Source organism: Bradyrhizobium huanghuaihaiense, from assembly GCF_025200885.1.
Lineage (GTDB): Bacteria > Pseudomonadota > Alphaproteobacteria > Rhizobiales > Xanthobacteraceae > Bradyrhizobium > Bradyrhizobium huanghuaihaiense.
Window position 1 is genome coordinate 9,424,173 of sequence record NZ_CP104172.1, and the last position, 14,745, is coordinate 9,438,917.

At 65.2% G+C, this 14,745-nt stretch carries 10 protein-coding genes; 7 read left to right on the forward strand and 3 right to left on the reverse strand.

All coding sequences use genetic code 11. The features are described 5' to 3' along the window. Positions 1-210: 210 nt before the first annotated feature. Together N2603_RS43925 and N2603_RS43930 are read right to left on the reverse strand one after the other, a co-directional pair. Positions 211-3,378 carry an efflux RND transporter permease subunit gene (locus N2603_RS43925; protein ID WP_260387100.1) on the reverse strand — a complete coding sequence of 1,056 codons (3,168 nt, stop codon included), beginning with the start codon at positions 3,376-3,378 and terminating at the stop codon, positions 211-213. Further along, entirely contained in the window at positions 3,375-4,580 is a 1,206-nt protein-coding gene (locus N2603_RS43930; protein ID WP_018644419.1) for an efflux RND transporter periplasmic adaptor subunit, read from the reverse strand. The genes N2603_RS43925 and N2603_RS43930 overlap by 4 nt, the downstream gene beginning before the upstream one ends. Before the next feature lie 499 nt (positions 4,581-5,079). On the opposite strand from N2603_RS43930, the gene N2603_RS43935 reads away from it, so the two are divergent. From N2603_RS43935 to N2603_RS43965, 7 genes are all read left to right on the forward strand, one after another. After that, a complete protein-coding gene (locus N2603_RS43935) occupies positions 5,080-6,234 on the forward strand; it encodes an iron-containing alcohol dehydrogenase (protein ID WP_260387101.1) in 1,155 nt (384 codons plus the stop codon). Positions 6,235-6,251: 17 nt separating this feature from the next. After that, positions 6,252-7,802 carry an AMP-binding protein gene (locus tag N2603_RS43940; RefSeq protein WP_260387102.1) on the forward strand — a complete coding sequence of 517 codons (1,551 nt, stop codon included), beginning with the start codon at positions 6,252-6,254 and terminating at the stop codon, positions 7,800-7,802. 318 nt (positions 7,803-8,120) lie between these two features. Next, positions 8,121-9,719, forward strand: a complete 1,599-nt coding sequence (locus tag N2603_RS43945) for an ABC transporter substrate-binding protein (protein WP_260387103.1) — start codon at positions 8,121-8,123, stop codon at positions 9,717-9,719. Positions 9,720-9,755: 36 nt separating this feature from the next. Next, entirely contained in the window at positions 9,756-10,703 is a 948-nt protein-coding gene (locus N2603_RS43950; RefSeq protein ID WP_018644415.1) for an ABC transporter permease, read from the forward strand. Positions 10,704-10,712: 9 nt separating this feature from the next. Then, positions 10,713-11,606: an ABC transporter permease gene (locus N2603_RS43955; RefSeq protein WP_260387104.1), complete on the forward strand. Its 894-nt coding sequence runs from the start codon at positions 10,713-10,715 to the stop codon at positions 11,604-11,606. After that, positions 11,606-12,613 carry an ABC transporter ATP-binding protein gene (locus N2603_RS43960; RefSeq protein ID WP_260387105.1) on the forward strand — a complete coding sequence of 336 codons (1,008 nt, stop codon included), beginning with the start codon at positions 11,606-11,608 and terminating at the stop codon, positions 12,611-12,613. The genes N2603_RS43955 and N2603_RS43960 overlap by 1 nt, the downstream gene beginning before the upstream one ends. Next, complete coding sequence (locus N2603_RS43965) at positions 12,610-13,605, forward strand: ABC transporter ATP-binding protein (protein WP_260387106.1); 996 nt, start codon at positions 12,610-12,612, stop codon at positions 13,603-13,605. The genes N2603_RS43960 and N2603_RS43965 overlap by 4 nt, the downstream gene beginning before the upstream one ends. Positions 13,606-13,701: 96 nt before the next feature. Here the strand turns inward: N2603_RS43965 and N2603_RS43970 are convergent, their stop codons facing one another. Further along, on the reverse strand, positions 13,702-14,502 hold the full coding sequence (locus N2603_RS43970) for a hypothetical protein (RefSeq protein WP_260387107.1): 801 nt from the start codon (positions 14,500-14,502) through the stop codon (positions 13,702-13,704). Positions 14,503-14,745 lie beyond the last annotated feature (243 nt).

A 14,745-nucleotide genomic window follows, 5' to 3' on the forward strand; every position in this document is an offset into this window, starting at 1 on the left:
GGTCGTTAGTATGAAGGGCGACCGGCCAAACAACGGCTGTCGTCCCGGGGCGCGCGCAGCGCGAGCCCGGGACCCATAACCACAGGGAGAGGTTTGACGAAGACTAGGAGTTACCAGCTTCGCCCCAAACTCCGCCCTGTGGTTATGGGTCCCCGCCTGCGCGGGGACGACAGCGCCGAGTGAGGATATGCCGGTGGCCACCACTTGCACTTAAGGAGCCACCACCTCCGGTTTCTTGTCCCGCCGCCCCTCGGCGAGGTTCCGCACCACCACATAGAAGATCGGGGTGAACAGAAGCCCGAACAGGGTGACGCCGATCATACCGAAGAACACGGCGACGCCGACGGCCTGGCGCATCTCGGAGCCGGAGCCGGTCGAGATCACCAGCGGCAACACGCCGAGGATGAAGGCGAAGGAGGTCATCAGGATCGGCCGCAGGCGCAAGCGGCAGGCTTCGATCACGGCCTCCAGCCGCGGCTTGCCTTCGTTCTCGATGTCGCGCGCGAACTCGACGATCAGGATCGCGTTCTTCGCCGCCAGTCCCACCAGCACGACGAAGCCGATCTGGGTCAGGATGTTGACGTCCTGTCCCATGATGCGGACGCCGATGGTGGCCGCCAGCAGGCACATCGGCACGATCAGGATCACCGCGAACGGCAGGGTCCAGCTGCCATATTGTGCGGCGAGCACGAGATAGACGAACAGCACGCAGATCGGGAACACGAGCAGGCCGGCATTGCCGCCGGTGATCTGCTGATAGGACAGATCCGTCCATTCGAAGGTGAAGCCGCTCGGCAGAGTGTCGTCGGCGAGCTTCTTGATGGTGTTGAGCGCGGTGGTCGAGCTGGTGCCCGGCGCCGGCTCGCCCTGCAGCTCGGACGCCGCATAGAGATTGTAGCGCGCAACGCGGTCCGGGCCCGAGACGTCCTTGAACTCGACCACGCTGCCGAGCATCACCATGTCGCCGGAGGCGTTGCGCGTGCGCAGGCGCGAGAGGTCGCTTGGCTCTTTCCGGAACGGGAAATCAGCCTGCGCGGTGACGTGGTAGGTGCGGCCGAACAGGTTGAAGTCGTTGACATAGGTCGATCCGAAATAGGTCTGGATCGTGTCGTTGATGTTGGCGATGGGCACACCGAGCTTCTGCGCCTTGGTGCGGTCGATGTCGACGAAGAGTTGCGGCGTGTTGGCCGAGAATGGCGAGAACACCGTGGGGCCGAGCAGCGACGGCGATTTGCGCGCCGCGGCGACAAGCTCGTCGGTGGCCGCGGCGAGCAGCTCAGGCCCTCGGCCCTGACGGTCCTGGATGCGGATGGTGAAGCCGCCGCCGGTGCCGATGCCAGGCACGGCCGGCGGCGGAATCACGATAATGAAGGCGCCCTGGATCGCGGACAGGCGCTTGCGCAGCTCGACCGTGATGGCGTTCGCAGTCAATCCCTTCTTGATCCGCACCTCGGGCTCGTCGAACACCGGGAACAGCGCCGCCGCGTTGCCGGCCTGCGTGCGCGTCGCACCGGAGAAGCCGGCGAAGGCGGCGACGCGGACGATGCCGGGCGTATCCAGCGAGATCCGCTCGATCTCGCGCACGACTTCCGTGGTGCGCGCCAGCGAAGCCGCGCCCGGCAATTGCACGGAGATGATGACGTAGCCGCGATCCTGCGCCGGGATGAAGCCTTGCGGCGTGGTCACGATCAGCCAACCGGCGCTGCCGATCAGCACGACGTAGATAAGGAGCATCACCACCGAATGCCGGATCACGAAATTGGCAAGGCCGGCATAGCCGTGCGAGAGCCGGTCGAACACGCGGTTGAACACGCCGGTGAAGGCACCCCACGCCCGCGCGATGACATTCCAGCTCGCCGGCGGCCGCTTCTCCTCATGCGGGGTGAGGATCTGCGAGGCCAGCGCCGGCGACAGCGTCAGCGAGCAGAAGCAGGAGATCGCGGTCGCGACCGCAATGGTGACGGCAAATTGCTGGAAAAACTGCCCGGAAATGCCGCCGATGAACGCGGTCGGCACGAACACCGCGCATAGCACCAGCGCAATCGAGACCAGCGCGCCGCCGACCTCCTCCATGGTCTTGAGCGCGGCATCGCGCCGGCTCAGGCCGTGCTCGAGATGACGCTCGACGTTCTCGACCACGACGATGGCGTCGTCGACCACGATACCGACCGCAAGCACGAGGCCGAACAGCGTGAGATTGTTGATGGAGAAGCCGAGTGCCGCCATCACCGCGAAAGTGCCGACCAGCGAGACCGGGATCGCGATGATCGGAATGATCGCCGGCCGCCAGCCCTGCAGGAATACCAGCACGACGATGACCACGAGCAGCATCGCCTCGTAGATGGTCTTGATCAGCTCGTGGACCGACTGCGCGATGAACTCGGTCGGGTTGTAGCCGATATTGTAGTCGAGGCCCTTCGGAAAGCTCTCCTTCAACTTCGTCATGGTGTCGGAGATGTGCTTCGCGGTCGCGAGCGCGTTCGAGCCGGGCCGCTGCGTCACCAGCATGGCCACCGCCGATTTGCGCAGCAGGAAGCTGTTGGTGGAGTAAGCGAGCGCACCGAGCTCGATACGGGCGACGTCGCGCAGCCGCACCGTGCGGCCGTCGGAGCCGGCCTTGATCAGGATGTCCTCGAACTGCCTCTGGTCCTTGAGCCGCCCGGTGAACGTCAGGTTCGGCTGGAAGGCGCGGTCGGCGATCGGCGGCTCGGCGATCTGTCCGCCCGCGATCTGCACGTTCTGGGCACGGATCGCCGCCAGCACCTCGGTGGAGGTCAGGCCGAGATTGGCGATGCGGTCGGGATCGAGCCACAGCCGCATCGAATAGTCACGGGCGCCGAAGATCTGGATGTCGCCGACGCCGTCGATGCGCAAGAGCTGGTCGCGGACCTGGAGCAACGCATAGTTGGAGATGTAGAGCTGGTCGAACGTGTCGTCGGGCGACAGCATGAACACGACCATCAGGATGTCGGGCGAGTTCTTGCGCGTGGTGACGCCGTTGCGCTGGACTTCTTCCGGCAGGCGCGGCTGCGCGATCGCGACGCGGTTCTGCACCAGCACCTGGGCCTTGTCGAGATCGGTGCCGAGCTTGAAGGTGACGGTGATGGTGAGCTGGCCGTTCGAGGTCGCCTGGCTGTAGAGATACAGCATGTCCTCGACGCCGTTGATCTCCTGCTCGATGGGAGCGGCGACCGTGTCGGACACGGTCTGCGCGGAGGCGCCGGGATATTGCGTGGTGACGACGACGGTGGGCGGCACCACCTGCGGATATTCGGAGACCGGCAAGGTGGTGTAGGCGAGCGCGCCGACGATCAAGAGCACGATCGACAGCACCATCGCCAGGATGGGCTGATTGATGGAGAGACGGCCGAGATTCATGACTTGCCACCAGCCGGGGCTTGCGCGGTCTGCGGAGCGACCTTGGCGCCGACGCGGGCGCGCTGGATGCCGTTGACGATGACGCGATCGTCCGCCTTCAGGCCTTCGCGGATCACGCGCAGGCCTTCGTCGAGCGGCCCGAGCACGACGGGGCGCGCTTCGACCGTGTCATCCGGCTTGACCACGAACACGATCTTGCGGGACTGGTCCGTCGCAACGGCGACGTCGGGGATCAGCAGCGCCTCGTAGGGCGCGCTGCCGATCAGGCGGACGCGACCGAACTGGCCGGGCAGGATCGACAGATCGGTGTTCTTGATGACAGCGCGGCTGCGCAGCGTCCCGGTGGAGACGTCGAGGCGGTTGTCGAGGAAGTTGATGGTGCCTTCATGCGAAGGCTTGGTCTCGCCGGCGAGAGTCACCTGCACCGGGTTTGCCGTATCGCGCGAGCTCGGGCGCTTACCTGCGAACCACAATTTGCTGTATTTGATGAAGGTCGCCTCATCCATGTCGAAATAGACGTAGATCGGGTCGAGCGCGACGATCGAGGTGAGCAGCGTCGAGGTGCCGGTATCGCTGCCCTGCACGAGATTGCCGGGGCTGACGAGATGGCGGCTGACGCGGCCGGTGAGCGGCGCGGTTACATGCGTGAACTCGATATTGAGCCGCGCGGCCTTCAGCGCACCCGCGGCCTGCGTCTCCGCAGCGTGCGCGGCCTGCAAGGCTTGGCGGCGCTGGTCGACGGCCTGCTCGGAGACCGCACTGGTCTGGACCAGGTTGAGCCCGCGGTCGAGCTCGCGCTTGGCAAGCTCGACCTTGGCGCGGGCGTCGGAGAGCTGGCCGTCGGCCTGTTCGGCCACCGCCTCGAACGGGCGCGGGTCGATCACGTAGAGCAGATCGCCCTGACGCACGATGGCGCCGTCCTGGAATTCGACGGAATTGACGAAGCCGCCGACGCGCGGGCGCACCTGGACCTCCTCGACCGCCTCGAAGCGGCCGGTGAACTCATCCCAATCGGTGACGGTGCGCTTGACCGGCTGGGCGACCGTCACCGGCGCGGGCGGCGGCGCGGCGGCCTGCGAGGTCGGCTGTCCGCAACCGGCGAGGGCGAATGAAGCCGCGAGGACGCCCGCTATTGCGTAATGCCGCATCTGAACGAAATCGTGCTTTTTGACAAATCGCTCGCTTCCGTCCGGTCCAGTCATCCCAGGTCCTCACTCAAAAAACCGCGGAAAAAGCAGGGTGTTCGCCTTCGCGCGGGCCCCACAGGATGGGCGGCAATGATGAACACTTCAAGACCAATGCGCGCGCAATGCCCGCACGAGCGCCCTGGCCGGATGGCGGGTTGACAGGGGAGTTAGCCGGCCGCGCGCGCACCGATTAGTGGGCAAGACTCGATTGGACTTATGCGCGGGGCTCATGAATGGCGCGCATGATTCTCGCGCTGCGCTGCCACCCTCCCCTGGAGGGGGAGGGTCGCAACGCATGGAGCGCGCGGAATGCGATGCGGGGTGGGGTGATCTCTCCACTCGGGCACTGTTCGTGTGGAGAGATCACCCCACCCCGCTCGCGCTTCGCGCGATCGACCCTCCCCCTCCAGGGGAGGGTAGGGAAACGGGCCAGCGTCTTCGCGCATGACGGGCAGCGGGCGCTCGGCTAGACTTCTCCTTACAAAACAAGACGAATTGTCCGGGGAGGACAGGCGTGTACCAGGGACGTGTCGTTTACGGCGCGATCGAGGAGGTCGTGTTCGGCCATCCGGCGGCCGGCGCGATCGTGGCGCAGATGGACCGGTTGGGTGCGCGCCGCGCCTTCCTGATGGTCTCAGGGACGCTGAACCGGCAGACCGACGAAATCGAGAAGATCAAGCGAGCTTTGGGTTCCCGCTGCGCCGGCCTGTTCGACGCCATGCCGGCGCACACGCCGCGCGAGGCGGTGATCGCAGCCACTCGCGCGGCGCGCGAGGTGGGCGCCGATCTGATCGTCACCGTCGGCGGCGGGTCGATCACTGATGGGGCCAAGGCGGTGCAGCTTTGCCTTGCCAACGGCATCGACACGATCGACGGGATCGAGCGCATCCGCGTCCACAAGGGTGTCGCGCCCGAGATGAATGCGCCGACAGTACGCCAGGTCAGCGTGCCGACCACGATTGCCGGCGGCGAGTTCTCATCGATCGCCGGCGTCACCGACCGCAGCACCAACGTGAAGCAGATGCTGCGGCATCCGCTCACCGTTCCGCGCGCGACCATCCTCGACCCCGCGATCACCGTGCACACGCCGGAATGGCTGTTTCTCTCCACCGGCATCCGCGCCGTCGACCATTGCGTCGAGGCGATCTGCTCGCGCGAGACGCATCCTTACGCCGATGCGCAATCGGTCAAGGGACTTGCCATGCTTGCCGATGCGTTGCCGCGGGTGAAGGCCGATCCATCCGATCTCGACGCACGCATGGATGCGCAGATCGGAACCTGGCTGTCGATGGGCGCGCTCGCCGCCGGCGTGCCGATGGGCGCGAGCCACGGCATCGGCTACGTGCTGGGCGCGGCCTTCGGCGTGCCGCACGGCCACACCTCCTGCGTCATGCTGCCGGCGGTGATGCGCTGGAATGGGCGCGACAATGCCGAGCGGCAGATGATCGTCGCCGCCGCGATGGGCTTTCCCGGCCACGATGCCGCCGACGTGCTCGATGCCTTTATCCGCTCCCTCGGCATGCCGCGCAGCCTCGCGGACGTGCGCGTCTTGCCGGAGCATTTCGACGGAATCGCCGAGCAGGCCATGCGCACGAACTGGATTCCGCGCAACCCGCGCAAGATCGACGGCCCCGCCGACATCAAGGAAATCCTGTTTCTCGCCGCATGATCCAAGCCGGAGGATAGATGTACACTGGTCACCATGCCCGCCTGCGTCCGCTGCAGCCCGCCTTCATCATGGCGGCGACCGGCGAGGCCGTCACCTATCGCGAGCTGGAAGCACGCAGCAATCGCCTCGCGCATCTGTTCCGCAATCACGGCCTGAAGCGGCTCGACCACTACTCGATCTTCATGGAGAACAATGCCCGCTATCTCGAGGCCTGCGGCGCGGGCGAGCGGTCCGGGCTGTACTACACCTGCATCAACTCCTTCCTGACGCCGGGCGAGCTCGCCTATCTCCTCGTCAACAGCCAGTCGAAGATCCTGATCACGTCGGCAGCGAAGCTCGACATCGCGCGCGAGGCGATCAAGGCTTGCCCCGAGGTCAAGCTCTGCATCGTCGCCGATGGTCCAGGAGAGAGCGAGCGCATCGTCGGTCTCGCGGATGTCACTGCCGATATGCCGAAGACGCCGATTGCGGACGAATGGCTCGGCACGGCGATGCTCTATTCGTCGGGCACGACGGGACGGCCGAAGGGCATCTTGCGGCCGCTGCCGGAGGAGCCGCCAAAGCACAATCTGCCGCTGTTCGATTTCCTGACCAAGCTGTGGCACTACCGCGAGGGCATGGTCTACCTCTCGCCGGCGCCGCTCTACCACTCGGCGCCGCAGGCTGCCGTCAATCTCACGATCCGCATGGGCGGCACCGTGATCATCATGGAGAGCTTCGATCCCGAGCGATATCTGCAGCTCGTCGAGCAATGGGGCATCACCCACACCCAGCTGGTGCCGACGATGTTCTCGCGGATGCTGAAGCTGCCGGAGGAGGTGCGTAACCGCTACGATTTGTCCTCGCTGGAGATCGCGATCCATGCCGCGGCGCCCTGCCCGGCCCTGGTCAAGGACGACATCATCAAATGGTGGGGGCCGATCATCCACGAATATTACGGCGCCACCGAAGGTCTCGGCTTCACCGCCTGCAACAGCGAGGAATGGCTGGCGCATCGCGGCACCGTCGGCAAGGTGCTGCTCGGCGACCTCCATATCCTCGATGAGAACATGAATCCGTGCCCGACCGGGACGCCCGGGCAAGTGTGGTTCAAGACGGGATCGCCGTTCGAATATTTCAACGATCCGGAGAAGACCAAGGAGGCGCGCTCGGCCGATGGCAGCATGAGCACGGTCGGCGACGTCGGCTATGTCGACGCCGACCGCTTCCTGTATCTGACCGACCGCGCCACCTTCATGATCATCTCCGGCGGGGTGAACATCTATCCGCAGGAATGCGAGAATTTGCTGATCACCCACCCGAAGGTCGCCGATGCCGCGGTGTTCGGCGTGCCCAATCCCGATCTCGGCGAAGAGGTGAAGGCGGTGGTGCAGCCGCTGCCGGGCGTGATGCCGAACGAGGCGCTCGCAGAAGAGCTGATCGCGTTCTGCGGCCAGTCGCTGTCGCGGCAGAAGGTGCCGCGCTCGGTGGACTTCGAAAAGGAACTGCCGCGGCTGCCGACCGGCAAGCTGTACAAGCGGCTGCTGCGGGATCGGTATTGGGGGAACAAGACGTCGCGGATTGTGTGAGGTGACGCAGGCTGGCGCGACAACACTCAGTGTCGTCCCGGCGCAGGCCGGGACCCATACCGCGTGAACTATCGGGCGTGGGCGCTGCCAATCCCGACAGCTGTGTTTGTCGACACAGCTTGGCAGCGTCCACCCAGGAACCATCCCCTTCGCACCTGCACTCTCACATTGTGAGAGAGTGAAACCTGCGGCCTTACGTCATCCGAATTGCCGAGAGCGCGGCTGCCCTTGCCCGTTGCCTCGCTGCACCTGCCTCGCTATCGTCCTGACAAACAGGCCGGAAAAGGCCCAAGAGACTAATGTCCAGGGAGGACGAGGATGCGGAGCGTGCGGGCGCTCGCCGCGACGGCGGCGCTATCTTTGCTAGCGTTTTCGACCATTGCATTCGCCGGCCAGCCTAAGCAGGGCGGTATCCTGCGGATGTATCATCGCGACAGCCCCGGCAATGCCTCGATCCATGAAGGCGCGACCTACTCGCTCAATGTTCCCTTCATGCCCGTGTTCAACAACCTCGTCATCTACAAGCAGGACGAGGCGCAGAACAGGATGGACAACATCATTCCGGAACTCGCCGAGAGCTGGGCCTGGGCGGGCGACAACAAGACCCTGACCTTCAAGCTGCGCCAGGGCGTCAAATGGCACGACGGCAAGCCGTTCACCTCGGCCGACGTCAAATGCACCTTCGACATGCTGATGGGCAAGGCGCAGCAGAAGTTCCGGCAGAACCCGCGCAAGACCTGGTACGAGCAGGTCAACGACATCTCGACCAACGGCGATTTCGAGGTCTCGTTCAACCTGAAGCGGCCGCAGCCCTCGCTGCTGGCGCTGCTCGCCTCCGGCTACACGCCGGTTTATCCCTGCCACGTCTCGCCGGGCGACATGCGCACGCATCCGATCGGCACCGGCCCGTTCAAATTCGTCGAGTTCAGGGCAAATGAATCGATCAAGCTGACGCGCAACACGGATTACTGGCGCGAGGGCCGGCCCTATCTCGACGGCATCGAGTTCACCATCATCCCGAACCGCTCGACCGCGATCCTCGCCTTCGTCGCCGGCAAGTTCGATATGACGTTCCCGACCGAGGTGAGCATTCCGCTTTTGAAGGACGTGAAGTCGCAGGCGCCGAACGCGGTCTGCGTGGTCGAGCCCAACAATGTCGCCACCAACATCATCGTCAATTCGAGCGCGCCGCCGTTCGACAATATCGACATCCGCCGCGCCATGGCGCTGGCGCTCGATCGCAAGGCGTTCATCTCGATCATGTTCGAGGGCCAGGGCGATGTCGGCGGCACGCTGCTGCCGCCGCCGAACGGGCTGTGGGGCATGCCGAAGGAGATGCTCGAAACCATTCCCGGCTACGGCCCCGACGTGAAGGCCAACCGCGAGGAGGCGAAAAAGCTGATGCAGAAGGCCGGTTACGGGCCGGACAAGCACCTCGCCGTCAAGATCTCGACCCGCAACATCCCGGTCTATCGCGATCCCGCGGTGATCCTGATCGACCAGCTCAAGAGCATCTACATCGACGGTGAGCTCGACGTGGTCGAGACCGCGAACTGGTTCCCGAAGATCGCGCGCAAGGACTACATGCTCGGGCTCAACCTGACCGGCAACGCCGTCGACGATCCCGACCAGTCCTTCTACGAGAACTATTCCTGCGGCTCCGAGCGCAACTACACCAACTACTGCAACAAGGAGATCGAGAAGCTGTTCGACGTGCAGTCGCAGGAGACCGATATCGCCAAACGCAAGAAACTGGTGTGGGACATCGACAAGAAGCTGCAGGAGGACGTGGCGCGCCCGATCATCTTCCACGCCCGCACCGGCACCTGCTGGCAGCCCTACGTCAAGGGCGTGACCGTGATGTCGAACAGCTCGTATAATGGCTACCGCTACGAGGATGTCTGGATGGACAAGTAGCGCGGGCGGCTGACGGGTTCGGCAGGAGGCGAAAGGATGTTTGCCTATCTGGTGCGGCGCCTGTTCCTGATGCTCGTGACCCTGTTCGGGATCTCGGTCGTCATCTTCTTCCTGCTGCGCATCGTGCCCGGCAACATCGTCGACATCCTGTTCGCCGCGGCCGGCTATGTCGATCCCGCCGACAAGGCCAACCTGGAGAAAGAGCTCGGCATCGACCGACCGCTGATCGTGCAATATTGGCACTGGATCAGCGGTTTTCTGCGCGGTGATTTCGGCTACTCCTATGTGTCGGAGAAGCCCGCGCTGCAGGAGATTTTGCCGCGGATTCCGATCACGGCGCGGCTCGCGGGGCTGGCGCTGTTGTTCTCGGCATCGATCGGCATTCCCCTAGGCGTCATCAGTGCCGTGAAGCAGGGCACGCGGCTGGACTACGCGCTGCGCGTCGTCAGCCTCAGCGGATTGTCGCTGCCCTCGTTCTGGCTCGGCCTGCTCATCCTCACCGCTGCGGTGGCGATGTTCGGCCAGATCCCGATCTTCAATCCCAATCCCAAGACCTGGCTCGAGGCGTTCGCGACCTACGCGGTGCCGGCCGCCGCCGTCGGCTTCCGCAGCGCGGCGCTGACCATGCGCATCACGCGCTCCTCGATGCTGGAGGTGCTGCGGCAGGACTATATCCGCACCGCGCGCGCGAAGGGCGCATCGGATGCAGCGGTGAACTATCATCACGCGCTGAAGAACGCGATCCTGCCCGTCATCACCGTGATCGGCATCGAGGCGGCGTTCCTGATCGGCGGCCTGATCGTCACCGAGACCGTGTTCAACATCCCCGGCGTCGCGCGCTTCCTGGTCGAGGCGATCCGCTGGCGCGACTATCCGATCGTGCAGAACCTCGTGATGTTCATCGCGGTCGTGGTGGTGTTCGCGAATTTCACCGTCGACATGCTCTACGCGGTGTTCGATCCGCGCATCAGGTACACGGATTAGGAGACCAGCTTGGCCGCGATCGACTTCGAGGTTGAACTGAGGCGGGCCGGGGCGCATGCGACCGGCGGGTGGCGGCGCGTGCTGTTCATGGCGCAGCGGCATGTGCTGGGCGCGGCCGGGCTCGTGATCATGACGGTGTTCGTGCTCACGGCCATCTTCGCCGATTTCATCGCGCGCTATGATCCCCTCACGGTCGATTCGGCCCGCGCGCTGGCGCGCCCGAGTCTGGCGCACTGGATGGGGACGGATTCCTTCGGCCGCGACGTGTTCAGCCGCATCATCCACGGCGCGCGCATTTCGTTGGCCGTCGGCATCGGCTCGACCGCGCTTGGCGGCACGATCGGCGTCATCGTCGGGCTCACCTCCGGTTATCTCTCCGGCTGGGTCGATCTGGTGTTCCAGCGCGTCTCCGACGTGCTCCAGGCGCTGCCGTTGCTGGTGCTTGCCCTGATCATGACGGCGGCCCTCGGCCCGACACTGCCGAATGTCATCATCGCCATCGCTATTCCGCTGATTCCGACGGTGTCGCGCGTCATCCGGGCCAACACGCTGGCGCTGCGCGAGCAGCCGTTCGTCGAAGCCGCCAAGTCGATCGGCATGAGCGAGATGCGCATCGCGCTCCGCCACGTGCTGCCGAACACGCTGGCACCGCTGATCGTGCTCGCCACCGCCCAGCTCGGCTCGACCATCCTGACCGAAGCCTCGCTCTCCTTCCTCGGCCTCGGCATTCCCGAGCCTTATCCGTCATGGGGCCGCATGCTGTCCGAATCCGCCGCCGAATACGTCCGCACCGCGCCGTGGCTGGTGATCTTCCCCGGCATCGCGATCAGCCTCGCCGTATTCGGCGCCAATTTGTTCGGTGACGCCCTGCGCGACATCCTCGATCCCCGGCAGCGCGGCTGATGGCACAGAAATCCGACATCGTGCTCGAGGTGAAGAACCTGAAGACCGTGTTCTTCACCAACTCCGGCCTGTTCAAAGCGGTGGACGACGTCTCCTTCACCGTGAAGCGCGGCGAGACGCTGGCAATCGTCGGCGAATCCGGCTGCGGCAAGAGCGTCACTGCGCTGTCCCTGATGCGGCTCGTGCCCGATCCGCCCGGCCGCATCGTCGGCGGCTCCGTGACGCTCGAAGGCACCGACCTGCTGGCGCTGGATGAAGCGCAGATGCGGGCCGTCAGGGGCAATCGCATCTCCATGATCTTCCAGGAACCGATGACCTCGCTCAATCCGGTGATGCGGATCGGCGACCAGATCGTCGAGGCCGTGCGGCTGCACCGGAACATCTCGTCGCAGGAAGCGCAGGGCATCGCCGTGGAGATGCTGCGGCTGGTGCGCATCCCCGAGCCGGCGCGGCGTGCGCGCGAATATCCGCATCAGCTGTCCGGCGGCATGCGCCAGCGCGCGATGATCGCGATGGCGCTGGCGTGCCGGCCGGCGCTGCTGATCGCGGACGAGCCGACAACTGCGCTCGACGTCACCATCCAGGCGCAGATTCTGGCGCTGATCCTCGACCTCCAGAAGGAGCTCGGCACCGGCCTCGTCCTCATCACGCACGATCTCGGCGTGGTCGCGCAGACTGCGCAGCGCGTGATCGTGATGTATGCGGGGCGTAAAGTCGAGGAAGCCAGCGTCGAAGCGTTGTTCGCAGCACCAAAGCATCCCTATACGCGCGGCCTGATGGCCTCGATCCCCGCCGTGCCGGCCTCCGGCGTTCCCGTGCAAGCGCGGCTCAACGAAATTCCGGGCACCGTTCCCTCGCTGGTGCGGCTGCCGAAGGGCTGCGCCTTCGCGCCGCGCTGCAAGCTCGCGATCAAGCGCTGTGAGGCCGAATATCCACCGCTCGCCGATTGGGGCGGCGGCCATCTCGCGGCGTGCTGGCGGGCGGAAGAAGTGGCGGAGGTGGCATGAGCGAGGCGCTGCTCGAAGTCACCGACCTCAAAAAGCACTACCCGGTGCGGGCCGGCGTGCTGCGCCGGCAGGTCGGCACCGTGCATGCGGTTGACGGTGTCTCGTTCTCGCTTGGCGCCGGCGAGACGCTGGGCCTCGTCGGCGAGTCCGGCTGCGGCAAGTCGACGGTGGCGCGCAGCGTGCTGCGGCTGGTCGAGCCGACCTCCGGAGAAATTCGTCTCGACGGCGAGAACATCACACACCTCTCGAAGACGGCGCTGCGCCCGCACCGCCGCTCGATGCAGATCGTGTTCCAGGATCCCTTTGCCTCGCTCAACCCGCGCATGACCGCGGGCGACATCGTCGGCGAGCCGCTGGTCGTGCACGGGCTTGCAAGCGGCAAGGAGCTGGAGACGCGCGTCGCGAGGCTGTTCGAGCAAGTGGGCCTGCGGCCCGACCAGATGCAAAATTTCCCGCATCAGTTTTCGGGCGGCCAGCGCCAGCGTATCTGCATCGCACGCGCGCTCGCGCTCGAGCCGCGCTTGATCGTCTGCGACGAGCCGGTGTCCGCGCTCGACGTCTCGATCCAGGCGCAGGTCATCAACCTCCTGATCGACCTGCAGCGCCAGCATGGCTTCTCCTATCTCTTCATCGCGCACGACCTTGCCGTGGTCGCGCATATCAGCCACCGCGTCGCCGTGATGTATCTCGGCCGCATCGTCGAGATCGCCGACAAGGACGAGCTGTTCCGCAATCCCAGGCATCCCTACACGCAGGCCCTGCTCGCTTCGGTGCCGATCGCCAACCCGCTCGCGAAGAAGCTCGCACCGCTGGTCGATGGCGATGTGCCGAGCCCGGTCAATCCGCCGTCAGGCTGCGCATTCCACACGCGCTGCCGGTTCGCGATGGAGCGGTGCAAGACGGAGCGGCCGGCGTTGCTGGATGCAGGCGACGGGCATCAGGTGGCGTGCTTGCTCAATGAGGGGACGGGGCGAAGCAACGCGACTGCGTAGGGTGGGTTAGCTCTGCGAACTGCGCATCGCGCAGTTCGCGGGGCGTACCCCACCTCTTTGGTCTCCGCGGTGACAGAAGTGGTGGGTTACGCTGCGCTAACCCACCCTACGATCGCGCAACGCCCGGATCACCGGCCAGGCCGCCAGCGCGGCGGCGAGGTGCTTGAGCGTGTGGCCCGAGACGATATGTCCGGTCGCTTCGAAGATGGTCGCGTCGCCGAGCTCGAAAAGCTTGGCCAGCACGTAGAAGACAATCACGCCACCGAGCGGCACGCCAAGCGCACCGGGCCGGGGGCGCGTCAACGCCAGTCCCATGGCGAGTGCCATACCGCCGAACTGCACGACCACCCATGGCGTGAGATTCACGCGCGCCACCCAGGCCGCGAGCAGGCCCGCGACCATCATCAGCACCAGCACCGCCTCGCCTGCACGCGTGCTGATGCGCTCGCTGGCCGCGATGCCGAGGAAGCCCGCGAACGCCACCGCCATGCCGAGACGGTCGGCCACGAGCCGCTGCGGCATGTCGGGGTCCAGATGATAGAAGCCGGAGCCGAGGCAGGTGAGGATCAGTCCCACGAAGAACCAACTTGCGCCTACAGGTGCATCATTGCGGCCGCGCAGCCGCTCCGAGCCCCAGACGCCCATCGCGAGGAAGGCAAGATTGCTCAGCACGTCGCCGGCGTTGGGGACACCCAGCCAGGGGCGGCTGTCGACGAAGTGCGGGATGTGCCACGCGGCGGCGGGTAATGCCGGCCCGAACAGCGCTGCCAGGGTGAGGACGAAGAGTGCCGCTGCCAGATATCTTTCGCGGAGCTGCGGGGCGCCCAGCGAGAAATGGCGGGACACCGGGCGGAGTATGGCATCGCTCGCTTGGGCGGGATCATTTGCACGCAACATGCTCGGCTCCAGCTAAATTGAACATAGTTCATTACTATCATGTAAATGAACATTGTTCAATAGAGGCCGCGACTGACACTTCCCGAGATGTACCTCATTGAAATCATTTGAGTTCCGGATCTCGCGACCGAGGGAGGTGCCGTAGGGTGAGCAAAGCGGAGCGTGCCCACGATCCCGCGCATAGGATCGCTGGCCTTTCGTGGGCACGGCGCTTTGCGCCTTTGCCCACCCTACGATACCGCA